The organism is Geomonas subterranea (assembly GCF_019063845.1).
Classification (GTDB): Bacteria; Desulfobacterota; Desulfuromonadia; order Geobacterales; family Geobacteraceae; genus Geomonas; species Geomonas subterranea.
Window position 1 is genome coordinate 747,409 of the sequence record NZ_CP077683.1, and the last position, 20,863, is coordinate 768,271.

Annotated in this window: 25 protein-coding genes; 20 read left to right on the top strand and 5 right to left on the bottom strand. The window is 62.5% G+C overall.

The annotated features are described in order from the left end of the window. Nucleotides 1–77: 77 nt before the first annotated feature. Nucleotides 78–1,268, top strand: coding sequence for a M24 family metallopeptidase (locus KP001_RS03265; protein ID WP_217288159.1), 1,191 nt, complete (start codon nt 78–80; stop codon nt 1,266–1,268). 218 nt (nt 1,269–1,486) lie between these two features. Continuing rightward, the gene (locus tag KP001_RS03270) at nt 1,487–2,812 is read left to right on the top strand and encodes a citrate (Si)-synthase (RefSeq protein ID WP_217288160.1); all 1,326 of its coding nucleotides are present in this window, start codon (nt 1,487–1,489) and stop codon (nt 2,810–2,812) included. Between the two features lie 267 nt (nt 2,813–3,079). Here the strand turns inward: KP001_RS03270 and amrA are convergent, their stop codons facing one another. Then, nucleotides 3,080–3,634 carry an AmmeMemoRadiSam system protein A gene (gene amrA, locus KP001_RS03275; RefSeq protein ID WP_217288161.1) on the bottom strand — a complete coding sequence of 185 codons (555 nt, stop codon included), beginning with the start codon at nt 3,632–3,634 and terminating at the stop codon, nt 3,080–3,082. A 485-nt stretch (nt 3,635–4,119) separates the two neighbouring features. Here amrA and KP001_RS03280 point away from each other — a divergent pair, with 485 nt between their 5' ends. From KP001_RS03280 to coaBC, 16 genes are all read left to right on the top strand, one after another. Further along, nucleotides 4,120–4,326, top strand: a complete 207-nt coding sequence (locus KP001_RS03280) for a hypothetical protein (RefSeq protein WP_199388243.1) — start codon at nt 4,120–4,122, stop codon at nt 4,324–4,326. A gap of 147 nt (nt 4,327–4,473) precedes the next feature. After that, on the top strand, nt 4,474–4,887 hold the full coding sequence (gene ndk / locus KP001_RS03285) for a nucleoside-diphosphate kinase (protein ID WP_183346629.1): 414 nt from the start codon (nt 4,474–4,476) through the stop codon (nt 4,885–4,887). A gap of 65 nt (nt 4,888–4,952) precedes the next feature. Then, on the top strand, nt 4,953–5,984 hold the full coding sequence (gene rlmN / locus KP001_RS03290) for a dual-specificity RNA methyltransferase RlmN (RefSeq protein ID WP_217288162.1): 1,032 nt from the start codon (nt 4,953–4,955) through the stop codon (nt 5,982–5,984). Nucleotides 5,985–6,299: 315 nt separating this feature from the next. Further along, entirely contained in the window at nt 6,300–7,163 is an 864-nt protein-coding gene (gene mtnP / locus KP001_RS03295; RefSeq protein WP_217288163.1) for an S-methyl-5'-thioadenosine phosphorylase, read from the top strand. A 90-nt stretch (nt 7,164–7,253) separates the two neighbouring features. Then, entirely contained in the window at nt 7,254–8,171 is a 918-nt protein-coding gene (locus KP001_RS03300) for a PfkB family carbohydrate kinase (RefSeq protein WP_217288164.1), read from the top strand. Nucleotides 8,172–8,274: 103 nt separating this feature from the next. Continuing rightward, complete coding sequence (locus KP001_RS03305; RefSeq protein ID WP_217288165.1) at nt 8,275–9,027, top strand: tetratricopeptide repeat protein; 753 nt, start codon at nt 8,275–8,277, stop codon at nt 9,025–9,027. A gap of 1 nt (nt 9,028) precedes the next feature. Then, nucleotides 9,029–9,565, top strand: coding sequence for a helix-turn-helix domain-containing protein (locus KP001_RS21875; protein ID WP_239027879.1), 537 nt, complete (start codon nt 9,029–9,031; stop codon nt 9,563–9,565). Continuing rightward, nucleotides 9,562–9,891 carry a DUF4115 domain-containing protein gene (locus tag KP001_RS21880; RefSeq protein ID WP_239027880.1) on the top strand — a complete coding sequence of 110 codons (330 nt, stop codon included), beginning with the start codon at nt 9,562–9,564 and terminating at the stop codon, nt 9,889–9,891. The genes KP001_RS21875 and KP001_RS21880 overlap by 4 nt, the downstream gene beginning before the upstream one ends. Before the next feature lie 246 nt (nt 9,892–10,137). Further along, nucleotides 10,138–10,518: a response regulator gene (locus KP001_RS03315; RefSeq protein WP_015719816.1), complete on the top strand. Its 381-nt coding sequence runs from the start codon at nt 10,138–10,140 to the stop codon at nt 10,516–10,518. Nucleotides 10,519–10,546: 28 nt separating this feature from the next. After that, the gene (locus tag KP001_RS03320; protein ID WP_217288166.1) at nt 10,547–10,990 is read left to right on the top strand and encodes a universal stress protein; all 444 of its coding nucleotides are present in this window, start codon (nt 10,547–10,549) and stop codon (nt 10,988–10,990) included. An 88-nt stretch (nt 10,991–11,078) separates the two neighbouring features. Then, on the top strand, nt 11,079–12,269 hold the full coding sequence (locus KP001_RS03325) for a hybrid sensor histidine kinase/response regulator (RefSeq protein WP_217288167.1): 1,191 nt from the start codon (nt 11,079–11,081) through the stop codon (nt 12,267–12,269). A 72-nt stretch (nt 12,270–12,341) separates the two neighbouring features. Then, complete coding sequence (locus KP001_RS03330) at nt 12,342–12,749, top strand: response regulator (protein ID WP_217288168.1); 408 nt, start codon at nt 12,342–12,344, stop codon at nt 12,747–12,749. A 10-nt stretch (nt 12,750–12,759) separates the two neighbouring features. Further along, a complete protein-coding gene (locus KP001_RS03335) occupies nt 12,760–14,331 on the top strand; it encodes an NAD(P)/FAD-dependent oxidoreductase (protein ID WP_217288169.1) in 1,572 nt (523 codons plus the stop codon). A 108-nt stretch (nt 14,332–14,439) separates the two neighbouring features. Continuing rightward, nucleotides 14,440–15,600 (top strand): 3'-5' exoribonuclease YhaM family protein, encoded by a 1,161-nt coding sequence (locus KP001_RS03340; protein WP_217289540.1) that lies wholly within the window; start codon nt 14,440–14,442, stop codon nt 15,598–15,600. A 34-nt stretch (nt 15,601–15,634) separates the two neighbouring features. Next, nucleotides 15,635–16,264 carry an MBL fold metallo-hydrolase gene (locus KP001_RS03345; RefSeq protein WP_217288170.1) on the top strand — a complete coding sequence of 210 codons (630 nt, stop codon included), beginning with the start codon at nt 15,635–15,637 and terminating at the stop codon, nt 16,262–16,264. Nucleotides 16,265–16,272: 8 nt separating this feature from the next. Beyond that, the gene (coaBC, locus tag KP001_RS03350) at nt 16,273–17,487 is read left to right on the top strand and encodes a bifunctional phosphopantothenoylcysteine decarboxylase/phosphopantothenate--cysteine ligase CoaBC (protein WP_217288171.1); all 1,215 of its coding nucleotides are present in this window, start codon (nt 16,273–16,275) and stop codon (nt 17,485–17,487) included. 138 nt (nt 17,488–17,625) lie between these two features. Here coaBC and KP001_RS03355 read toward each other — a convergent pair whose 3' ends face one another. Next, entirely contained in the window at nt 17,626–18,546 is a 921-nt protein-coding gene (locus tag KP001_RS03355; protein ID WP_217288172.1) for a zinc dependent phospholipase C family protein, read from the bottom strand. A 34-nt stretch (nt 18,547–18,580) separates the two neighbouring features. On the opposite strand from KP001_RS03355, the gene KP001_RS03360 reads away from it, so the two are divergent. Further along, nucleotides 18,581–19,258 carry a uracil-DNA glycosylase family protein gene (locus tag KP001_RS03360; RefSeq protein WP_217288173.1) on the top strand — a complete coding sequence of 226 codons (678 nt, stop codon included), beginning with the start codon at nt 18,581–18,583 and terminating at the stop codon, nt 19,256–19,258. Here KP001_RS03360 and KP001_RS03365 read toward each other — a convergent pair. Further along, the gene (locus tag KP001_RS03365; RefSeq protein WP_217288174.1) at nt 19,255–19,671 is read right to left on the bottom strand and encodes a hypothetical protein; all 417 of its coding nucleotides are present in this window, start codon (nt 19,669–19,671) and stop codon (nt 19,255–19,257) included. The genes KP001_RS03360 and KP001_RS03365 overlap by 4 nt on opposite strands. 171 nt (nt 19,672–19,842) lie before the next feature. Between KP001_RS03365 and KP001_RS03370 the strand changes: the two genes are divergently transcribed. Beyond that, on the top strand, nt 19,843–20,163 hold the full coding sequence (locus KP001_RS03370) for a BON domain-containing protein (protein ID WP_217288175.1): 321 nt from the start codon (nt 19,843–19,845) through the stop codon (nt 20,161–20,163). 44 nt (nt 20,164–20,207) lie between these two features. Here KP001_RS03370 and KP001_RS03375 read toward each other — a convergent pair whose 3' ends face one another. Together KP001_RS03375 and KP001_RS03380 are read right to left on the bottom strand one after the other, a co-directional pair. After that, a complete protein-coding gene (locus KP001_RS03375; protein WP_217288176.1) occupies nt 20,208–20,513 on the bottom strand; it encodes a DUF2795 domain-containing protein in 306 nt (101 codons plus the stop codon). Nucleotides 20,514–20,622: 109 nt separating this feature from the next. After that, complete coding sequence (locus tag KP001_RS03380; protein WP_217288177.1) at nt 20,623–20,859, bottom strand: hypothetical protein; 237 nt, start codon at nt 20,857–20,859, stop codon at nt 20,623–20,625. Nucleotides 20,860–20,863: the final 4 nt, after the last annotated feature.

The window sequence follows — 20,863 nt, forward strand, 5'->3', positions numbered from 1 at the left end:
GGTTGACGCGGTACCGATTGTGAGTTATCTTTCCTTCTCCTCCTCATGAGATGGTTCATGGGGAGAGAGGAGGGGATATGCGGCTTACGCCGAAGAACGAACTGGAATACCGCTACAGAAAACTGCAAGTCGAAATGGCGGCCGCGGGGATGGACGCGGTCCTCATGGTGCAAAACGCCGACCTGTTCTATTTCACCGGGACCGTGCAGACCGGTCTCCTCTACGTCCCCGCGTCGGGACGTCCGCTCTACCTCGTGCGCAGGGATTTCCTGCGGGCGCGCATGGAGAGCGCCCTCGCCGACGTGGTGCCGCTCCCCTCGCTCACCGAACTCGCCGGGCTGATCGCCGGGCACGGGCACCCGCAGCCGCAACGTCTGGGGCTCGAACTGGACGTCCTGCCGGTCAACCTCTACCACAAATACCTCTCCCTGTTTCCCAACGCCCAGCCGCTGGACGCCTCGCCCGCCATCAGGCGGGTGCGCATGATCAAGAGCCACTACGAGATCCATATCCTGCAGGATGCGGGCACCCAGGCCGATAAGGTGTACCGGCGCGTCGCCGAAGTGATCCGCGAGGGGATGAGCGAGGTCGAGCTCGCCTCGGAACTCGAGCGCCTGGCCCGCCAGGAGGGGCACCAGGGGTACGTCCGGATGCGCGCCTTCAACGGCGAACTATCCGGCGTCCAGGTCCTGGCCGGCGCGGACGGGGCCGCGCCCGCCTGCACCAACACCGCGCTCGGGGGGATGGGGCTCACCCCCGCCTTCGGTCACGGTGCGAGCTACAACAGGATCAGGCGCGACGAACCGGTCATCGTCGACTTCGCCAGTTGCTACGACGGCTACCTCGCGGACCAGACCAGGGTCTTCGCCATCGGAAAGGTCCCGGACCGCTTGCGGCGGGGCTACGAGGACATGCTGCGCGTCGAGGAACTGATGGTGGAGCGCGCGGTGGAGGGGGCCAGCTGGGGGGGGATCTACGACGCCTGCCTCGATCTGGCGCGGCGCATGGGGTACGCGGATCACTTCATGGGGACGGCGGGGAGCCAGATCTCCTTCATCGGACACGGGCTCGGCATCGAGATCGACGAGTATCCCTTCATCGCCAAGGGGTTTTCCGCCGAGACACTGGACGTGGGCATGGCGTTCGCCTTCGAGCCGAAACTCGTGTTTCCCGGGGAAGGGGCGGTCGGCATCGAAAATTCATTTTATCTCTCCGAACAAGGACTTAAGCGTCTAACCTTCTCAAGTCAGGAACTGGTACTGCTTTAGCGCGTATTAAAATGTATGCAAAATAGTAAAACGCAATTTTTTTGTGTTGAAATTGAATCTGCTCAATGGTATACATTTGAAAAATCTTTGTATACAGTATACCTACCTCACGCAACCGGCCGTATGACATAACTCACCGGCACGGTGTCAGCGGGCGATTCGATTTGCTGTTTTCTGACGTATGTACCTCAACCCCAACAGAAAAGGAGATCTGGCACATGACGCAATTAAAAGAGAAGTTGTTTGAGAAGATCCAGGCCCACCGTCCCCGCATCACCAGACTGACCAAGGAGTTCGGCTCCGTGATCATCGACAAGGTGGACATCGGTCAGTGCATCGGCGGCGCCCGCGACATCAGGTCGCTCGTCACCGACATCTCCTATCTCGACCCGCAGGAAGGCATCCGTTTCCGCGGCAAGACCATCCCGGAGACCTTCGAGGCCCTGCCGAAAGCTGCCGGCTCTGAGTATCCGACCGTCGAGTCCTTCTGGTACTTCCTGCTGACCGGTGAAGTTCCGACCCTGGACCAGGTCGCCGCCGTTGAAGCTGAGTTCAAGACCCGCCAGGTCGTCCCCGAGTACGTCTACACCGCCGTACGCGCCCTCCCGAAAGAGAGCCACCCGATGGTCATGCTCTCCGTCGGCATCATGGCGATGCAGAAGGATTCCAAGTTCGCTGCCTTCTACAGCGGCGGCAAGTTCAACAAGATGGACGCATGGGAGTACGTGTATGAGGATGCCAGCGACATCGTCGCCCGTATCCCGGTTCTCGCCGCCTTCATCTACAACCTGAAGTACCGCGGCGACAAGCAGATCGGCATCGATCCGAAGCTCGACATGGGTGCGAACTTCGCCCACATGATCGGCCAGAGCGATCAGTACAAGGACGTGGCAAGGATGTACTTCATCCTCCACTCCGACCACGAGTCCGGCAACGTCTCGGCGCACACCACCCACCTGGTGCACTCCGCCCTGTCCGACCCGTACTACGCCTACGCCGCAGGCCTCAACGGCCTTGCAGGCCCGCTGCACGGCCTCGCCAACCAGGAAGTGCTCGGCTGGATCATGGAGTTCCAGAAGAAGCTCAACGGCGCCGAGCCGACCAAAGAGAACGTCACCAAGGCTCTGTGGGATACCCTCAACGCCGGCCAGGTCGTTCCGGGCTACGGCCACGCCGTTCTCAGGAAGACCGACCCGCGCTACACCGCACAGCGCGAGTTCTGCCTCAAGACCCCGGGCCTCAAGGACGATCCGCTGTTCAAGCTGGTCGCAATGATCTTCGAGACCGCACCGGGCGTCCTCACCGAGCACGGCAAGACCAAGAACCCCTGGCCGAACGTCGACGCGCAGTCCGGCGTCATCCAGTGGTACTACGGCCTCAAGGAGTGGGACTTCTACACCGTTCTCTTCGGTGTGGGCCGCGCGCTTGGCTGCATGGCCAACATCACCTGGGACCGTGGTCTGGGCTACGCCATCGAGCGTCCGAAGTCCGTCACCACCGACATGCTCGAGAAGTGGGCTGCCGAGGGCGGCAGGAAGATGTAATCGGCTTCGCCGCATAACACCGCACAACGAGAAGGGGGCGCCTTATGGCGCCCCCTTTTTATTTAAAGATCCTCTGGTTTACGCGATCGTCGTGACGGTGATGAAACCGTTTAACAGGGATAAAAGCGGATACAGGGGATAAAACTAAATCAAAAACCTTCTTGCCAGAAAAGCCCCGACTGCTTCAAGACCGATACTTCTCCTCCCTGTCTTGGCGGCTTTGCGTTACAGGGGGCGCCTCTATCCCTTTCATCCCCTTCATCCCTGTTAACAGCCGCTTTCTCCGAACACCTGGGCGCTGAAGACGTAGAGGTCCGCCCCTTCCTTCCAGTCGTCCTTTTTCAGTCCGGCTTTCAGAGCGGTCTGGTTCAGGAAGGTCTCCCGGTCCCATTTATGTTCCACTGCGACCTGCGGAAGGAGCACCCCGCGCGAGAAGTTCTTCTCCAGGTAGAGCCCGTGCCGGCCAACCTCCACCTCTTCGGGGGATGTGATCTTGCTAAGGGGGGACAGCACGGAGATCTCGAGCTCGTATTCGACCAGGTCCGCCTCCTTCATCGGGTAGAAGCGCGGGTCCCTGGTGGCGGCGGAGGCGGCCATCTCCTGGACCAGCTGGTAAAGCGGCATGTCGGAACTGAAATTGCCGATGCACCCCCTCAGGGTCCCCTGCTTCTTTATGGTGACGAAGCACCCCCGGGGGGTGGCAAGCCTGGGGTCGACCACCTGCTGCATCTTCAGTTTTCCGGTCTGGACCGTGGCGGTTATCGCCTCCCGGGCCAGTTGCAATAGAAGCTTCTTGTCTGCCGAATTAAGCGTATCGTTCACGGGTTCCCCCCCTTGGTGGCGCTGCTCCGTGCTCGCCGGAGATTAATTGGCCCAAAATAATATATTTGGGAGCCGTTTACAAGAAAGAAGCGCGCTCAGCCCCCATGTTTGTCACCGTTTTTTTCGATCCCGCCGCTCGAGGCGGGTGCTGCGAGGGGTAAAGGAACGGGCGGCGGGGAGGGATGAGTCGCCGGCTACCCTTGCCGCCCGGGAGTTTGACGCAGGAACGGCACGTTACGCGCCGGTCTCCTTATCGCGTCATCATTTTCCAGGTGGCGTGAAATCTGATATTTTGTTTTCTGCATGTTTGATGACGCTATCCGAAAGTTGGGGAAAAAGTTTTAACAATTTTTTCGGTTTTCCAGCTTTAAAAAGTATTGACTTTTGCGCGAATGCTAGTATATTCGGCCTTTGTTGTCGCACGAAAAAACCATGCGCCTTGCGCAGTAATGGTAAATCTAAAAAGAAAAGAGGTGATATCGTCAATGAAAAAACTGATCTCCTTGGCACTTTGCCTGGCTCTGGCCCTGTCCTTTGCTGCTGGCTGCAAGAAGAAAGAAGAGGCTCCGGCTCCGGCTGCTGAGCAGGCTGCTCCGGCTGCTCCGGCTCAGGCTCCGATGTCCTCCGCTAAAGCTCCGGAAGCTGCTCCGGCTGCTCCGGCTGCTCCGGCCGCTCCGGCTGAGAAGAAGTAAGCCGAAACAGGGCCGCCCTGTTTCACGAAGCCCACAGATTCATCTGTGGGCTTTTTTTGTCTATCTATCCGGCCATTTGCCTTGACAACGGGCGGACCGGAATGCTAATTAGAAGGGTCGTCAACTACAATGGGTTCGGAGGAAACAATGGAAAGAACATTTGCCATCATAAAGCCTGATGCAGTCGAAAGAAACGTCACCGGCAAGGTGCTCGCCATGATCGAGGCGGGCGGCTTCAAGATCGTCGGCATGAAGAAGATCCTGCTCTCCAGGGCGCAGGCCGAAGGCTTCTACTACGTGCACAAAGAGCGTCCGTTCTTCGGCGACCTCTGCACCTTCATGTCCCGCGGCCCGGTCATCGCGCTGGTGCTGGAGAAGGAAAACGCCATCGCCGACTGGCGCGGCCTCATGGGCGCCACCAACCCGGCCAACGCCGAGGCTGGCACCATCCGCAAGGAGCTGGGCGTGAGCATCGAGGAGAACACCGTTCACGGTTCCGACTCCCCGGAGTCCGCTTCCTACGAGATCCCCTACTTCTTCAACCAACTGGAACTGGTTTAACCCGAAGCTGGTTCAGGCAGATCAAGAGCCCTTCGCGAGAAGGGCTTTTTTAGTATCCGGAAAGCATGGAAAAGACAGATATAAAGAATTTGACCCTGCAGGGGCTCGAAGCCTACATCTCGGGCCTTGGCAAGGAGCGCTTCCGCGCCAAGCAGATCTTCAAGTGGCTCTACCAGATGGACGCCACGGATTTCGACGAGATGACCAACGTCTCCAAGGAGTTCCGGGCCGTGTTGCAGGAACGGGCGCAGATCAGCAACCTGGTCCCCGAGGCGGTCGAGGCGTCGGAGGACGGCACCAGGAAGTACCTGTTCCGGCTCTCCGACGGCGCCACCGTGGAGAGCGTGCTCATCCCCGACGAGGGGAGAAACACGCTCTGCATCTCGAGCCAGGTCGGCTGCGCCATGAAATGCGCCTTCTGCCTGACCGGCACCTTCGGCCTTGCCCGCGACCTCACCACCTCCGAGATCGTGAACCAGGTCTGCGCTGTGAAACGCGAGCACCCGGTAAACAACATCGTCTTCATGGGGATGGGTGAGCCTCTGGCCAACCTGGGCGCCGTGATCCCGGCGGTGAACATCCTCACCGACCCGGACGGTTTCCAGTTCTCCACCCGCAAGGTCACCGTCTCCACCTCGGGACTGGTGCCTCAGATGGCGGAACTGGGACGGGGGTGCACCGTGAACCTCGCCGTCTCCCTGAACGCGACCACCGACGAGGTGAGGGACCAGATCATGCCGGTGAACCGGGCCTACCCGCTCAAGGAGCTTCTGGCCGCGTGCAAGGCCTTCCCGCTTCCTTCCCGGCGCTGGATCACCATCGAGTACGTCATGATCCGCGACCTGAACGACACCCTGGAGGACGCGAAGCGCCTGGTGCGCCTGATCAGTAACATCCCGTCCAAGGTGAACCTGATCCCGTTCAACGAGCATGATGGCTGCGGCTTCAAGAGCCCGACCCAGGACACGATCGACCGTTTCCACAAGTACCTCCTGGACAAGCACGTCACCGTCATCACCCGCTCCAGCCGCGGGGGGGACATCTCTGCAGCCTGCGGACAGTTGAAGGGAAAGCTGGACCAGATGGGGCGGGAGTAGCCGCTACATCGACCGACCTCCCCGGTGCAAAGCCCTCACCCCGACCCTCTCCCAGAGGGAGAGGGAGGACGGACTGGGAGGCTGGTCTGCCGCTTCACTACTACTCTCTCCCGGAGGGAGAGGGAGGACGGACTGAGAGGATGGTCTGCCGCTTCACTACTACCCTCTCCCTCCGGGAGAGGGTGCCCGAAGGGCGGGTGAGGGCGTTGCCACGAAGTGCCGCCCTGCCCGGGGTGAGGGGCAGGTGAGGGATCTGTTGGGCCGGAGTGGCGGACATACTGCCAATCAGATATTACAATGACGCTGGAGGAAGCTATGGCTAACGAGGTAATCGGGGTAATCGGCGGCAGCGGTCTGTACGAGATGGAGGGGATGAGCGGGGTCACCCAGGTGACCGTGGACACCCCCTTTGGCCGCCCAAGCGACGAGTACGTGACCGGCACGCTGGACGGCGTGCAGATGGTCTTCTTGCCGCGCCACGGCAAGGGGCACCGCTTCACCCCGAGCGAGGTGAACTACCGCGCCAACATCTACGGCATGAAGAAGCTCGGCGTCACCCGGATCATCTCGGTCTCCGCTGTGGGGAGCCTTCGGGAGGAGATCGTCCCGGGGCACATCGTGGTGCCGGACCAGTTCATCGACCGCACCCGCGGCTTCAGGAAGGACACCTTCTTCGGCAACGGCGTGGTGGGCCACGTCCAGTTCGCCGACCCGGTCTGCGGTGAGCTCTCCGAGATCCTGTACCGCTCTGCGGGCGAGGTGGGCGCCACCGTGCACAAGGGCGGGTGCTACGTCTGCATGGAGGGGCCGGCCTTCTCCACCCGCGCCGAGAGCCACCTGTACCGCTCCTTCGGCGCCTCCATCATCGGCATGACCAACCTGACCGAGGCGAAACTTGCCCGCGAGGCCGAGATCTGCTACGGCGTCATCGCCCTCTCCACCGACTACGACTGCTGGCACGAGTCCCACGACGACGTCTCGGTGGAGGCGATCATCGAGATCATCAAGAACAACGTCGCCACCGCCAAGAAGATCATCCGCCAGGCCGTGGCAAGGGTCGCTGCCGGGCGCGGCTGCGCCTGCGGAGAAGCGCTCAAATACGCGGTGATCAGTGACACCTCGGTGATCCCCGTCGAGACCCGCGAGAACCTGGAGCTGATCCTCGGCAAATACCTGTAACGTCCGTTGCGGCGCCCCCGGTTGTGACCGGCGGCGCCGCTTTCGTCTGTAAGCAGAACCAACCTGATCCCGCAGCACACCGGAGGCTTCATGAGCATACTTGTCGTTGGATCCGTCGCGCTTGATTCCGTGCAGACCCCGTTTGGCGAGAGGGACCGCGTCCTCGGGGGCTCGGCCACCTACTTCTCCACCTCGGCCAGCTTCTTCACCGACGTCAACCTGGTCGCGGTGGTGGGGGAGGACTTCCCCGAAGAGCACACCCGCTTTCTCACCTCGAGAAACATCGATCTCACGGGACTTTCCCGCGTTCCCGGCAAGACCTTTCACTGGAAGGGGCGCTACGGCTATGATCTCAACGAGGCGCAGACCCTGGAAACCCACCTGAACGTCTTCGAGACCTTCAAGCCGGTGATTCCCGAGGCATACGCGGACGCGCAGTACCTGATTCTGGCCAACATCGACCCCGAGCTGCAGATGGAGGTGCTGAACCAGGTGAAGAACCCGCGCGTGGTTGCGTGCGATACCATGAATTTCTGGATCTCCTCCAAGGTCGAGGCGCTCAAGAAGGTGATCAGCAGGGTCGACTTCCTGATCATCAACGAAGGTGAGGCGCGCCAGCTCTCCGGCGAGGCGAACCTGGTCCGGGCGGCACGCTCCATCATCGCCCTCGGGGTCAAGAACCTGATCGTCAAGCGCGGCGAGTACGGCGTCCTGATGTTCAACGGCCACTCCGTCTTCGCCGCTCCCGCGTTTCCTCTGGAGGAGGTGTACGATCCCACCGGCGCGGGGGACACCTTCGCCGGCGGATTCATGGGGTATCTCGCCAACACCGGCAACCTCTCCGACGAGGGGGTGCGGCAGGCGATCGTCTTCGGTTCCGTGATGGCTTCCTTCAACGTCGAGGCCTTCAGCCTGGACCGCCTGAAGAGCCTGACCTATCCGGAGATCGAGGCCCGTTACCGCAGCTTCAAGAACATGACCCACTTCCAGGGGGTGGGAGAGCTGTAACAAGGCCGCGGCGTGGGACAAGGTAAAGGGGTCTTCATTGACAATGATGATCATTTCTGTTAGTTTTTTCCGGGTGTATTTCCGCGTGTTTACCGTGAGGTTTATGATCCGTCCCAAAACCTTCATGCCGGTTGCCTTCCTCCTGCTTGCCTCTGGATGCGCCTTGAGCCAGGCCGAGAAGAACAAGTCCATCTATCACTACCAGATGGGGCAGTCCTTCTTCGTCGAGAACAACTTCACCGGCGCGCTCCAGGAGCTGACCGAGGCCGAGAAGCTCACGCCAAAAGACCCCGAACTGCTCAACCTTTTGGGGCTCACCTACTTCCGCAAGGGGCGCTATGAACTTGCGGAGGCCAAGTACCTGAAGGCGCTCGATCTAAGGGAGAACTACTCCGAGGCGCGCAACAACCTCGGGGTGAACTACCTGGAGATGAAGCGCTGGGACGACGCCATCGCGCAGTTCAAAATCGTGCAGGAAGACCTGTTCTTCCAGGGGCAGGACAACGCGGCCGGCAACCTCGGGCTCGCCTACCTGGGGAAGGGGGACTACCCGCAGGCCCTGGCCGTGCTGCGCGCCCTGGTCGCCAAAAACGGCAGCGATCCGCGCTCCCGGGTGAACCTCGGCCGCGTCTACTTCGCCATGGACAAGACCGAACTCGCCGTGGAGGAGTACCAAAAGGCCCTGCGTTTGAACCGTTCCTACGCCAGCGCCCACTACCATATGGGGCTTGCGCAGATGAAACTGAAGGATGCCGAGGCCGCCAAAAGCGCCTTCCAGGAAGTGGTGCGAATGGCCCCCGATTCCGAGATGGGGCAGCTCTCCAGGGAGTACCTGGACCTGCTCAAGGTGAGGTAACGTGGCTGATCCAGAGGTTGAAAGCGGCGTCGAGACACCGGTTGGGGAGTACCTGCGTGGCGTCCGTGAGACGAAGGGACTCGAACTGGAGGAGGCGTCACGGGTCACCAAGATCGGCAAGAACTACCTTGCCGCCATCGAGCAGGGGGAGTTTCAGAAACTTCCCAACGCCGCTTACATCAAAGGGTTTTTGAGGCTTTACGCCGGCTTTCTCTCCCTTTCGGGAGACGAGGTGGTGGCGCGTTACGAGAGGGGGCTCGCTCCCCCGCCGGGAGCCCAGCCCGAGGCGGGTGCCCCGCGCGCAGCGCACGCCCCCCGGCCGCAGGCGATGGCGCCGCAGACCGGGATCGACACCCTGGAGCGGGCGAAGATCCGCACTCCCGGCCGCTGGATCATACCGGCGCTCCTTCTGGGTGCCGTGGTGATCGCGGCGCTCTTCTTCTCCGAGGGTGAACCGCCCAAGGTACAGGCGCCGGTGACCGCTCAGGCTCCGGCCGCCCCCCGGCGCCGGCCCCCCAGCCGGTGCAACAGCCCGTGAGCAGCGCGCGCAACGAGGGTGCTACCCTGCCCGCCGGGACCGAGACCGCACCTGCGGCACCGGCCGGCAGGCAAAGCGGCGTCGTGCTGAGGCTGCGCTTCAACCGCGACAGCTGGCTCAGCATCACCATCGATGACAGCATCTCCCAGCGCTACGACCTGAAAGCCGGCGACATCATCGAGTGGAAGGGGCAGCGTTCCTTCGCTCTGGACCTTGGGGACGGCGGCGCCGTGGAGGGTGAATTCAACGGGCGTCCTCTGAAGGCGCTTGGCGAAGCGGGGAAGCCGGCGCATGTGGAATTGAAGGGTGACCAGCCGGGCCCATGACGGCTGCCGTGAGAGTCGTGGCGCGTTTTCAAGCCGGGTCCCCGACCGGCTTAATGTGAATTCTGCCACCGGTGGACGACGCGCCGGTGTGGATGGGGATCTCCCGTTAAACGTCACAAGCTTTACCTGGCGCGGGGTTAGCCCTTCGCTGGATAATCGCGCGGGCGTCACGCAAGCACGCTTGACACATCTAGCCGCAGTGTTAGAATCAATCCTGCGGTTTTTAATAAGAATCTGGAGCCGATCTTGCCAAAGCAGCCGAAGCGAATACTGGTAGTAGACGACGAGGAGAATGCGCGCATCGGCCTCTCCCGGTTGCTGGCCAAGGAAGGGTTCCTGGTAGACAGTGTGGCAAACGGATTCGAGGCGCTCAACTACCTGCGCGAGCAGGAGGTTAACCTTATCGTCACCGACATCAACATGCCGGAGATGAACGGAATCACCTTCCTGAAGGAGTTGAACCGCAGCTACCCCGCGAGCAACGTGATCATGATCACCGCCTACGGCGGCGTGGAGTCCTACATCGAGGCGATGAACCTGGGAGCCTTCGAGTACATCAACAAGCCGGTGAAAATCGACGAACTGAAGTCGATCCTGAAAAAGATCTTCAAGGAAACGAGCCACTGACCCAAATCGCAGCAGAGCGGGGGAACAGATGCCAAACTTCGACAAGATACTCTTCGCCACCGATTTCTCCGAGAACTCCGACCACGCTTTCGAGTACGCGCTCACCCTGGCCAGGCAGTTCAACGGCCGGCTGACCATCATCCACGTCATAAACGAGCCGGTGGACCTGCGCGGCTTCTATGTCCCGCACGTCTCCTTCGAGAACCTGGAGAAGGAGATCGAGGAGGGGGCGCAGAAGATGATGGCGACCTTCGTCGCCACCAACGTCACCGGTTTCAACAACTACGAGACGGCGATCGTGACCGGCGTGCCCTGGGAGGAGATCCTGAAGCGGGCGGAGACCGACCGCTCCTCCTGCATCGTGCTGGGTACCCAGGGGAGAAGCGGCATCGACCACCTGCTGTTCGGCTCTACCGCCGAGCGCGTGGTGCGAAAGGCCCACTGTCCGGTAGTTACCGTCAGACTTCCCTGACGGTGGCGGCATACATCCATGCGGGGCAGCGTTCGCTGCCCCTTTTTTTTGACGAATGTGATCCTAATCCGAAGGAGCAGGCCCCGACATGACCAACCCGGAGAAAGAGCCGCGCGGCCGCGTGCTTATCGTCGATGACGAGAAGGTCATCCTCGATCTCACCGGCATCATCCTCAAAAACCGCGGCTACCAAGTCTTCACCGCCCTGAGCGCACAGGAGGGGCTCGCGACCATAGAGGTCGAACGCCCCGAGCTGGTCCTTTTGGACTACATGATGCCCAACATGGACGGCCTCACCGCGCTCAAGGAGATCAAGAGGCTCTACCCCGACACCTACGTGATCATGTTCACCGGCAAGGGGAGCGAGGAGATCGCCGTCGAGCTCATGAAGGCCGGCGCCTCCGACTACATCCTGAAGCCGTTCAACAACCAGGACCTCGTGGAAAGGATCGAGAGCGTCCTGAAGCTGCGTGGTATAGAGCTGCAGAACAAGGCCCTCTTGAGCGAGCGCGAGCGGCTTCTGGCCGAGATCGCCGACTGGAACCGCGAGCTTGAGGCCCGGGTGCAGGAGAAGAGCGAGGCCCTGTCCCGCGCCCAGGCCGAGGTGGTCCAGTCCGAGAAGCTCGCGTCTCTTGGCTACCTCTCCGCCGGTATGGCGCACGAGATCCGCAACCCGCTCAACTCCATCGCGCTCTTCGTGCAGCTCATCAAGGGGGGGCTGGACGAGCCCGAGCGCCAGGAATACGTGGAGAAGATCCTCAAGGAGGTGGACCGGATCGACAACATCCTGGGAAAACTCCTGGACGCATCGAAGCGCCCGAAATTCGAGATCAGCGAGGTGAGGGTGGACCGCATCCTGGAGCACACCCTGGAGGCGTTCACGCCGCAGCTGCGCCAGAAGAGGATCAAGGTGGTCCGCGACTTCAAAAGCATCCCGCCGGCCATCAAGGCGGACCCGATGGAGATCGAGCAGATCTTCACCAACCTGTTTTTGAACTCCATCCATGTCATGCCCGAGGAGGGGACCCTCACCGTGGAGCTGGACCAGGACCAGGACTACATAAAGCTCAGGGTTTCCGACACCGGCCCCGGCATCCCCGCCGAGAACCTCCCCAACATCTTCGACCCCTTCTTCACCACCAACAGCCGCGGCACCGGCCTCGGGCTCTCGGTGGTGCTGCGTATCGTCAAGACGTACCGGGGGAAAATCGAGGTCGAGAAAAGCGACCCCAGCGGCACCACCTTCACCGTCCGGCTGCCGCTCAACGCGCCGAGGTAAGGGGCGGTTTCCACTTTTCTTTTCGGCCGCGTTCTTGTATGATGGCCCATTCCATCATGCCTTGAGGTCGCAATGACAGCAGAAAGCAGGGGCAAAATCCTCCTGGTAGACGACGACAAGTTCTTCCTGAAGGTGATGTCCGACGCCTTTACGGGCGCGGGCTTCTCCGTAGTGACCGCGGAGGACGGCGTCCTCGGCGTCGAGGCCTACTCCGCCGGGACCTTCGATGCCGTCATACTCGACCTGGTCATGCCCCGGATGGGAGGGGTGAGCGCTTCGCTGGAGATCGGGCGCCTGGCCAACGAGCCGGACCCGATCATCATCATGCTGACCTCCATGTTCCAGGGCGCCCCGCACGAGCACCCCGTTCCCGAGATGGGCGCCAAGGTACACATCCCTAAATCCACACCTCCGCTGGACATCGTCATCATCGTCGAACAGCTCCTGGAAAGAAAACGGCGCGGCCCCGGCGCCGCCTGACGGACACCCCATGCCATTTCTGCTACGAAACCTCACCCTGAGCCCCGGGGTGGAGGAGAGTGCGCTACGCCCGCTGGCAGCTGCCAGGCTGGGGGTGCGCGAATCCGAGATCACGGCGCTCACCCTGGTTAGAAAGGGTGTGGACGCCAGGAAAAAGGGTGCCATCAAGCTGGTGTACACGGTCCAGGTGACGCTCAGGGACGAATCGCGGGTACGCACCGGCGAAGACCTGACGCGGGTCGAGGCGGCAGCGCCTCCCCGTTTCCCGAAACTCGCCTCCGCCGGGCGCATCGTCATCGTCGGCATGGGGCCGGCGGGGCTCTTCGCGGCGCTGCGGCTCGCCGAATACGGCCTCACCGCCCGGGTCCTCGAGCGGGGGCGCGACGTGGACCGGCGCTCCACCGACGTGTCGCGCTTTTGGCGCCTGGGCGATTTGTGCGAAGAGAGCAACGTGCAGTTCGGCGAGGGGGGAGCCGGGACCTTCTCCGACGGCAAGCTCACCACCAGGGTCAAGGACCCCAACTGCGGCTGGGTGCTCGAGCGCCTGGTTCAATTCGGCGCGCCTCCCGAGATCCTCTACGCCGCCAAGCCCCATATCGGCACCGACCGCCTGCGCGCCGTGGTGCGCGGCATCCGGGAGCGGCTCCTCGAGAGCGGTTTCCATATCGGCTTCGAGAGCCGCCTCACCGGCATCGGGATGACCGGAGGGGAGGTGAAGAGCGTGGTGGTGAACGACGCCGGCGAGGAGCCGTGCGACTCCCTGGTGCTGGCGCCAGGTCACAGCGCGCGCGACACCTACGCCATGCTGCACGGGCTTGGGGTCGCCCTCGAACAGAAGCCGTTCGCGGTGGGGCTCCGGGTGGAGCACCCGCAGGCGCTCATCAACGAGATCCAGTACGGCCGCAACGCGCATCCCTCGCTGCCGCCGGCCGAGTACGCCCAGACCTACAACAACGAGGCGACCGGGCGCTCCGCCTATTCCTTCTGCATGTGTCCCGGCGGAGTGGTCGTCGCGGCCGCCTCCGAGGCGGGGGGGGTGGTGGTGAACGGCATGAGCGGCTACCGCAGAAACGGTCCCTACGCGAACAGCGCCCTGGTGGCCACCGTGGGGCCGGCAGATTTTGCGGGGAGCTCGCCGCTTGCGGGGGTCGAGTTCCAGCGCGAGCTGGAGCGGCGTGCCTTCGTCGCGGGTGGCAGCGGCTACCGCGCCCCGGCGCAGAGCCTGCTCGACTTCATCGGCCGGGGGGGAAGGGGGATACGTTCCAGCTACCGTCCCGGCGTGACCGAATACGACCTCGCCTCGCTCCTGCCGGTCCCGGTCGCAGCGACGCTCAGGGAGGGAATCGAGCAGTTCGACCGCAGGATGCGCGGCTTCGTGAGCGCCGAGGCGACCCTCACCGGGGTCGAGACCCGGACCTCCGCCCCCTTGCGCATCTTGCGCGGCGCGGACCTGCAGTCCCTGAGCCACCGCGGCCTCTACCCCACCGGGGAGGGGGCCGGCTATGCCGGAGGCATCATGAGCGCCGCCCTGGACGGCATACGGGTGGCCGACGCCATCGCGGCGCGGATCGCCGCCTCCTGACGACCCGGCAAGGACGCCGGGACGCCGCGCGCGAGCGCCGCAGCCGGCGGCACCTGAAAGTACGACCCTTTGCGGATCCCGCAGCGGAACCTGTCCCACAAGGAGCCTATCTTGAAAAAAACCGTTGCCGAAATAAAGGACCGCGACATCGTCGAGGCGGTCTTCCTGGTCAAGGAGAAGATCGTCGCCATGGCCAAAAACGGCAAGCCGTACCTCACCCTGAAGCTGATGGACAAGACGGGGGAGGTGGACGCGAAGATCTGGGACAACGCCGACCAGGTCGGCTCCCTGTTCGACCGCAACGACTTCCTGGCGGTGAAGGGGAAGGCGAGCGTCTACCTCGGCAAGATGCAGCTCATCGTCTCCGAGTTGAAGCGGGTCCCCGAGGAGTCGGTGCAACTTGCTGATTTCCTGCCGGAGACGGCCAGCGACATCGAGGCCATGGTCGCGCAGCTGCACGCCCTGGTGGCGAGCCTCACCGACCCGGACCTCGCGCGGCTTTTGCGCTCCTTCTTCGAGGACCCGGAGCTTTTGGCCCAGTACCGCACCGCACCCGCCGCCAAGGGGATGCACCACGTCTACCTGGGAGGGCTTTTGGAGCACTCGCTCGCCGTGGCGAAGCTGGTCGACGCGATGGTGCCTCTCTACCAGGGGCTGAACCGCGACCTCCTCGTCGCCGGTGCTCTTTTGCACGACATCGGCAAGGTGCGCGAGATGACCTACCTGCGCTGCTTCGACTACTCCGACGAGGGGAAGCTGATCGGCCACATCACCATCGGCGTCGAGATGCTGCAGGAGCGGATCGCCCGGCTCCCCGGCTTCCCGGTGGAACTCGCCATGCTCCTGAAGCACATGATCCTGTCGCACCACGGCCAGTACGAGTACGGCTCACCCAAGCGCCCGAAGACGCTGGAGGCGACCATCCTGAACTACCTGGACGACCTCGACTCCAAGATCAACGGCATCAGGACCCACATCCGCAAGGAGCCGGACAACCCGTCGCGCTGGACCTCGTACCACCGTCTCTACGACCGCTACTTCTTCAAGGAGAAGCCGCCCGTGGAAATGGGGGGAGAGGAGCCGGCAGAGCCCGCACCCCTCGATGGTCTGGAGCCGTCCGAGCTGATGCCGGAGACGGTTCCGGCCCCCGCCGCGCACGCGGGCGAACCGCAGAGGCCCGCTCCCGAAAAGGGGCGCCAGGAGCAGCGTGGCGGCGAGCAGGGGCGCAAGAGCTTCAGCAACAACCCCTTCGCCATCCTGAAGAAGTGATGGCGTCAGGGGCATCCAGCATGGAGGAGATGTCATGTTATTCGAAACGATAGTGGTGGGCCCGCTGGGGGTGAACTGCTTCATCCTGGGGGACAAGCAAAGCAACGAGGGGATCGTGGTCGATCCCGGCGCCGACTGCGAGATGATCCTCGCGGCCATCGCCCAGTTCGGGCTCAAGGTGAAGTACATCGTCAACACCCACGGCCACTTCGACCATATCGGCTGCAACCGCATACTCAAGGAGAAGACGGGGGCGCAGCTTCTGGCCCACGAGGAGGATGTCCCCTTCCTGGTCAACGCGGGACGCTCCGCCCGGAAATACGGCCTCACCGTCGAGGATTCACCGCAGCCCGACGCGTTCCTGGTCGACGGCATGAAGCTCGAATTCGGGCGGCGCGAGCTGGAGGTGCTGCACACCCCGGGGCACACCCAGGGAGGGTGCTGCCTCTACCTCGCCAACGAGAAGCTGGTGATCACGGGCGACACCCTTTTCGCCGACTCGGTGGGGCGCACCGACCTTCCCGGGGGGGACCACGGCCAGCTCGTCGATTCCATCAGGACGAAGCTCATGCCGCTCCCCGATGACACCGTCGTCTGGCCCGGTCACGGCCCCTCCAGCACCATCGGGCAGGAGCGGCGCTCCAACCCGTACCTCAACGAGTAGGGGGAGCCATGCTCAAAGGCAAGGAGATCGTACTCGGGGTGACCGGCGGCATCGCCGTCTACAAGGCGGTGGAGCTCCTGCGCCTTCTGGTCAAGGCCGGTGCCAACGTGCACGTGGTCATGACCAGGTCGGCCACCGAATTCGTCACGCCGCTCACCTTCCAGACCCTGTCCAAAAATCCGGTGCACCTGGAGCTCTTCAACCTGATCTCCGAGGAGAAGATCGGGCACATAGCGCTCGCCGACCGCGCCGACCTCTACATCATCGCGCCCGCGACGGCCAACTGCATCGGCAAGATCGCGCACGGCCTCGCGGACGACCTCCTGACCACCACGGTCATGGCGACCAGGGCGCCGGTCCTGATCGCACCCGCGATGAACGTCAACATGTACCAGAACCCGATCTACCGTGAGAACGAGGCGCGCCTTAAATCCCTCGGCTACCTCTTCGTCGCCCCGGCCTGCGGCATGCTCGCCTGCGGTTACGAGGGGGAGGGGAAACTGCAGCCCCCCGAGGTGATCTTCGAGGAGGCCGTCGCCGCCCTCACCCCCAAGCGCATGGCAGGGGAGAGGATACTGGTGACCGCCGGGCCGACGCTCGAGGAGATCGACCCGGTGCGCTACATCAGCAACCATTCCTCCGGGAAGATGGGGTACGCCATCGCGCGCCAGGCGCGCCTGAGGGGTGCGCAGGTGACCCTGGTGAGCGGTCCCACCTGCCTTGCCCCCCCGGTCGGGGTGGAGGTGATCCGGGTGCGAAACGCCCAGGAGATGCGGGACGCGGTGCAGGGATGCCTTAGCCGGATCGACATCGTGATCAAGGCGGCCGCCGTGGCCGATTACCGGCCGAAGACGCGCGCCGGGGAGAAGGTCAAGAAGAGCCAGGAGAGCCTCTGCATCGAACTGGAGAAGAACCCGGACATCCTGGCCGAGCTGGGCGCCGCCAAGGGGGACCGGATACTGGTCGGGTTCGCCGCCGAAACCCAGGACCTGCTGCGCAACGCGGGGGCGAAACTAAAGGCCAAGAACCTGGACCTGGTGGTGGCCAACGACGTGTCGCAGGAAGGGGCCGGCTTCAACGTCGACACCAACATCGCGAAGCTCCTGTTCAGCGACGGCCGCGTCGAGGACCTGCCGATCATGGGGAAAGAGGAACTGGCGGGGGTGATCCTGGAAAACGTGGAGACGTTGCGCGGTGAAAAGCGCGGCGGGACCAAGGGGTAGAAGAGCAGGATGGCCCCGGACCCGCTGTAGGGGCGAATAATCATTCGCCCAAGGCTTCCCCCTCCCCGACCCTCCCCCTCCGGGGGAGGGAGCAGAAGAAGAGGGAGCACAGGAAGAGGGAGCTCCTTCGAAACGGTGCTACTTGGAGAGGATCTGCAGCAGCAGCTCGGGCTCGCAGATCGCTTCCTTCAACTTCAGCTTCAGTTCGTCCAGTTCCGCGTAGGCCTGCGGCTTGGTGATCTTCCCGGTGCGGTACAAAAGCCTCAGGTTCTTGCGCACCGCCTCCGCCGCAGCCAGCGCCCTTTCACCGGTCGGATCGGCGTGGAAGAAGCGCGAGGTCGTATCGTTGTTCAGGAAGTCGAAGACCGCTTCCTGGGCGAGCTGCATGTACTCCTCCCGGTCGTTCTCCTCGAGGGCATAGCGCGAGGTGTCGGAGAGGGTCTGCAGGATGCTCTGCCATTTCTCCAGGCGGCTCACCAGCAGGATGGAGTTGAAGATCTTCTTGTTGGTGCCGAAGGAGAAGATGGTGTCCGAGAGGACCTTGCGCAGCAATTCGTCGTTGCCGCTGAAGTGTTCCAGCGAAACCTTCTTCGCGGTCTCCCAGATCTCCTTTTCCACGTAATTTTCGAAGCGCATCTCCCAGTACGCGTGCTTCAGGGTGAGCGACGAAAAGCTGCGCATCACCTTGTAGGGGACGTAGTAGTTATGGGCGATGCAGTCCGCGGCCAGGTGGGAGAGATACCCGTAGGCGCAGGCCTGCTGTGCCGGGTCGCCCGCCTTGTCAAGGACGCGGTGCCCGATGCGCCAGCGGTGGCAGTGCTGCAGGTAGTGGGTGAACTTCTTGCCGAGGGTGATGTCGGCGGCGATGGTGCCGTAGAGGAAGTCGTAGGGATGGGCCGAGATGATGGCGGCGACGGCCGGCTTCAAGAGGTCCAGGTTGTTGAGCACGTTCATGCCCAGCTGGAGGTGCACACCGGCCCCCCAGGCGAAGGCCTGCCCGGGAAGCGCCAGGACCAGCAAAGATGTGGCGAGAAGTAAAAGCGGCATGCCTTCGAGCATAGTTAATGAATCCGGAAAAGTAAAGGGGTTAAGGATGGCGGAGATGGAGGAGCGTGAACTGCTGTTGCGCTCGCTGAAGGGGTACCTGACGGATCTGGCCGACAGCGGCGTGGAGGAACTGAGCTACGGTCCCCCGACGGCAGCGCCCCCGGCTCCTGTGACCGCTCCCCCGGCGGGAGCCGGGACTCCCGCTCCCGCCGCAGCCGCGCCGGTCGCCGAAGCAGCTCCGGCAGCCGTTGTTTCCCCGTCTGCCTCCGGGGCTGATGTCGCTGGTCCGGCCGCGACCGGGGCCCTCTGCCGGCAGGAGGGGAACCCGCGCGCCCGTCTGCTCTTCCTGATGGCCGGTCCCGGGTATGCGGGCGCGGCCGGGGATCTGCTGACCAGGATCATCGCCGGTATGAAGTTCAGCACCGGGGATGTCTGCCTGATCAGCTTCGATGCAGGGGGGGACGCCGCCCTGACCGCCGGTTGCGTGGCGCAGCGGATTGCCGCCGTGGAACCGGAGGTGGTGGTCGCGCTGGGCGAGGAGGCCGCGGGCCTCATCCTTCCCGGGGTGGCCCTCGAGAAGGTGCGCGGGTGCTGGCACGACGCCCAGGGGAGGGGGGTCATGCCGACCCTGCACCCTGACGCCCTTCTGGCGAACGAAGGTCTCAAGCGCCTGGTCTGGGAGGATATGAAGCTCGTCATGCGCCGGCTGGCAGGGGCGCCCTAGCGCGGCGTGCTGCACGTCTTCAACCGGCCGGTTTCGAAGAGGGCGATGGGCTGCTGCTCCACGCAGATCTTGTCATCCACCTCGACCCGCGTGGCGAGGACGCACCCCTCGAGCTTGCCGGAGGGGTAGAAGCTGATCTGGCTGTATTCGTTGCAGACCAGGTCCTCGTAAGGGAAAAAGTTCTTGGTGATGCAGCTCTTCAGCATCCCCAACTCGTAGAACTCCGCATTCGACAGCATGTTGCAGGTCACGCCGCTCAATATGGTGATGTCTTTCAGGTTGCACGACTTCAGGTCGCCGTTGGGATAGTAGATGATGTCCGACCCCGGGTTGCAGATGGACGCATCCAGTGCCAGCACCGGTCCGCTCCCGGTTACCAGCAGTACCATCGCTATCAGCAGTACCATCCTCATGTCCCACCTCCTTGTGCCGTTTTGACTCCCCCCTCGTTTCCCCCGCAAAGTATAGAGTCGGGATTGGAAAACTCAAATACTGCCGGCGTTCCGCTTCTTGACACGGTCATAGCGTTAGATATTCTTAACCGGTTTCCGTGCTGGCAAATACCTGCAAGAAAGGAGATCGTCATGGCAAAAACGAAACGCATCGTAACAGCCCTTGTCTGTGCCTGCATGCTCACCTCCTTTGTCGGCTGCACTCACACCCACACGTCGAAGCACGAAACCGCCGGCGAGTACCTCGATGACGCGACGGTCACCACCCGGGTGAAGGCGGCCATCTTCGACGAGCTGGCCCTGAAGACCTTCCAGATCAACGTGACCACGTACCAGGGGGTGGTGCAGTTGAGCGGCTTCGTCGATTCGGCTGAAAATGCGAGAAAGGCCGGCGAGGTAGCGCGGGGGGTGAAGGGGGTCAAGGAGGTGAAGAACGACCTGATCACGAAATAGAGTCAAAGAAAAACCCCCTTCCTTTCGGAAGGGGGTTTTTGTCATCAGTGATGGGCCCTGCTGTGGGACTTACCCTGGCCTGCCTGTCCCCCGGTCTGCTGTTTTGTCTTCGCGGATTGGGAGGCTGCGCCTGATTCCTCGCCGCCACGCTCTTTCCCGAAGGATTTCATGACGTCCGCCATGTTGCCGTATTCCCGGTCTTCCATTTTCTGGATTTCATCCAGGACCACTTTCTCTGCTTTCATCTGCTGAGCATGTTTGAGAAGATCCTGTTTCTCAGCCGGGAAGTCTATGCCTTTGAGATGCTTCGTCACATTGGCCGGTGAATGTCCAGTACCACGCGTTGCCATAACTTCCTCCTTGTGCCGATGTATTTTCTCCTGATCACAAATCGATTATATTGAATTGGTTTTTTTTAATCAATTCTAAAAGCCGCTCAGAAAGAGGGAAGAGCAGGGATCAAAAAGAGACCAGGGCGAGGAACATGAGTAAGGAGGTGCCGCACATGAACCAGGTTATGTAATGGCCGACGTAACCGCTGTGGATGCGGCGCAAGAGTGCGACGGGGGCGGCGAGAAGCTTCTTGACGCTGTCGCGCGGACGCCCCCGCAGCGGACCGGGAGCGAGGAAGAAGGTCGCAACCGCCAGGGGCGCGGTGATGGTGGTCAATAGCGCCGTGATCTGGAAGACGCGCATCGGG

What these genes read in the sequence shown, in the direction of transcription:
- KP001_RS03320 (WP_217288166.1), top strand. Translation starts at nt 10,547, where the DNA reads ATGCCAAACTTCGACAAGATACTCTTCGCCACCGATTTCTCCGAGAAC.
- KP001_RS03375 (WP_217288176.1), bottom strand. Translation starts at nt 20,513, where the DNA reads ATGGCAACGCGTGGTACTGGACATTCACCGGCCAATGTGACGAAGCAT.
- KP001_RS03280 (WP_199388243.1), top strand. Translation starts at nt 4,120, where the DNA reads ATGAAAAAACTGATCTCCTTGGCACTTTGCCTGGCTCTGGCCCTGTCC.
- KP001_RS03355 (WP_217288172.1), bottom strand. Translation starts at nt 18,546, where the DNA reads ATGCTCGAAGGCATGCCGCTTTTACTTCTCGCCACATCTTTGCTGGTC.
- KP001_RS03365 (WP_217288174.1), bottom strand. Translation starts at nt 19,671, where the DNA reads ATGAGGATGGTACTGCTGATAGCGATGGTACTGCTGGTAACCGGGAGC.
- KP001_RS03360 (WP_217288173.1), top strand. Translation starts at nt 18,581, where the DNA reads ATGGCGGAGATGGAGGAGCGTGAACTGCTGTTGCGCTCGCTGAAGGGG.
- ndk (WP_183346629.1), top strand. Translation starts at nt 4,474, where the DNA reads ATGGAAAGAACATTTGCCATCATAAAGCCTGATGCAGTCGAAAGAAAC.
- KP001_RS03330 (WP_217288168.1), top strand. Translation starts at nt 12,342, where the DNA reads ATGACAGCAGAAAGCAGGGGCAAAATCCTCCTGGTAGACGACGACAAG.
- mtnP (WP_217288163.1), top strand. Translation starts at nt 6,300, where the DNA reads ATGGCTAACGAGGTAATCGGGGTAATCGGCGGCAGCGGTCTGTACGAG.
- KP001_RS03305 (WP_217288165.1), top strand. Translation starts at nt 8,275, where the DNA reads ATGATCCGTCCCAAAACCTTCATGCCGGTTGCCTTCCTCCTGCTTGCC.
- coaBC (WP_217288171.1), top strand. Translation starts at nt 16,273, where the DNA reads ATGCTCAAAGGCAAGGAGATCGTACTCGGGGTGACCGGCGGCATCGCC.
- KP001_RS03370 (WP_217288175.1), top strand. Translation starts at nt 19,843, where the DNA reads ATGGCAAAAACGAAACGCATCGTAACAGCCCTTGTCTGTGCCTGCATG.
- KP001_RS03380 (WP_217288177.1), bottom strand. Translation starts at nt 20,859, where the DNA reads ATGCGCGTCTTCCAGATCACGGCGCTATTGACCACCATCACCGCGCCC.
- KP001_RS03335 (WP_217288169.1), top strand. Translation starts at nt 12,760, where the DNA reads ATGCCATTTCTGCTACGAAACCTCACCCTGAGCCCCGGGGTGGAGGAG.
- rlmN (WP_217288162.1), top strand. Translation starts at nt 4,953, where the DNA reads ATGGAAAAGACAGATATAAAGAATTTGACCCTGCAGGGGCTCGAAGCC.
- KP001_RS03325 (WP_217288167.1), top strand. Translation starts at nt 11,079, where the DNA reads ATGACCAACCCGGAGAAAGAGCCGCGCGGCCGCGTGCTTATCGTCGAT.
- KP001_RS03265 (WP_217288159.1), top strand. Translation starts at nt 78, where the DNA reads ATGCGGCTTACGCCGAAGAACGAACTGGAATACCGCTACAGAAAACTG.
- KP001_RS03300 (WP_217288164.1), top strand. Translation starts at nt 7,254, where the DNA reads ATGAGCATACTTGTCGTTGGATCCGTCGCGCTTGATTCCGTGCAGACC.
- KP001_RS03270 (WP_217288160.1), top strand. Translation starts at nt 1,487, where the DNA reads ATGACGCAATTAAAAGAGAAGTTGTTTGAGAAGATCCAGGCCCACCGT.
- KP001_RS03345 (WP_217288170.1), top strand. Translation starts at nt 15,635, where the DNA reads ATGTTATTCGAAACGATAGTGGTGGGCCCGCTGGGGGTGAACTGCTTC.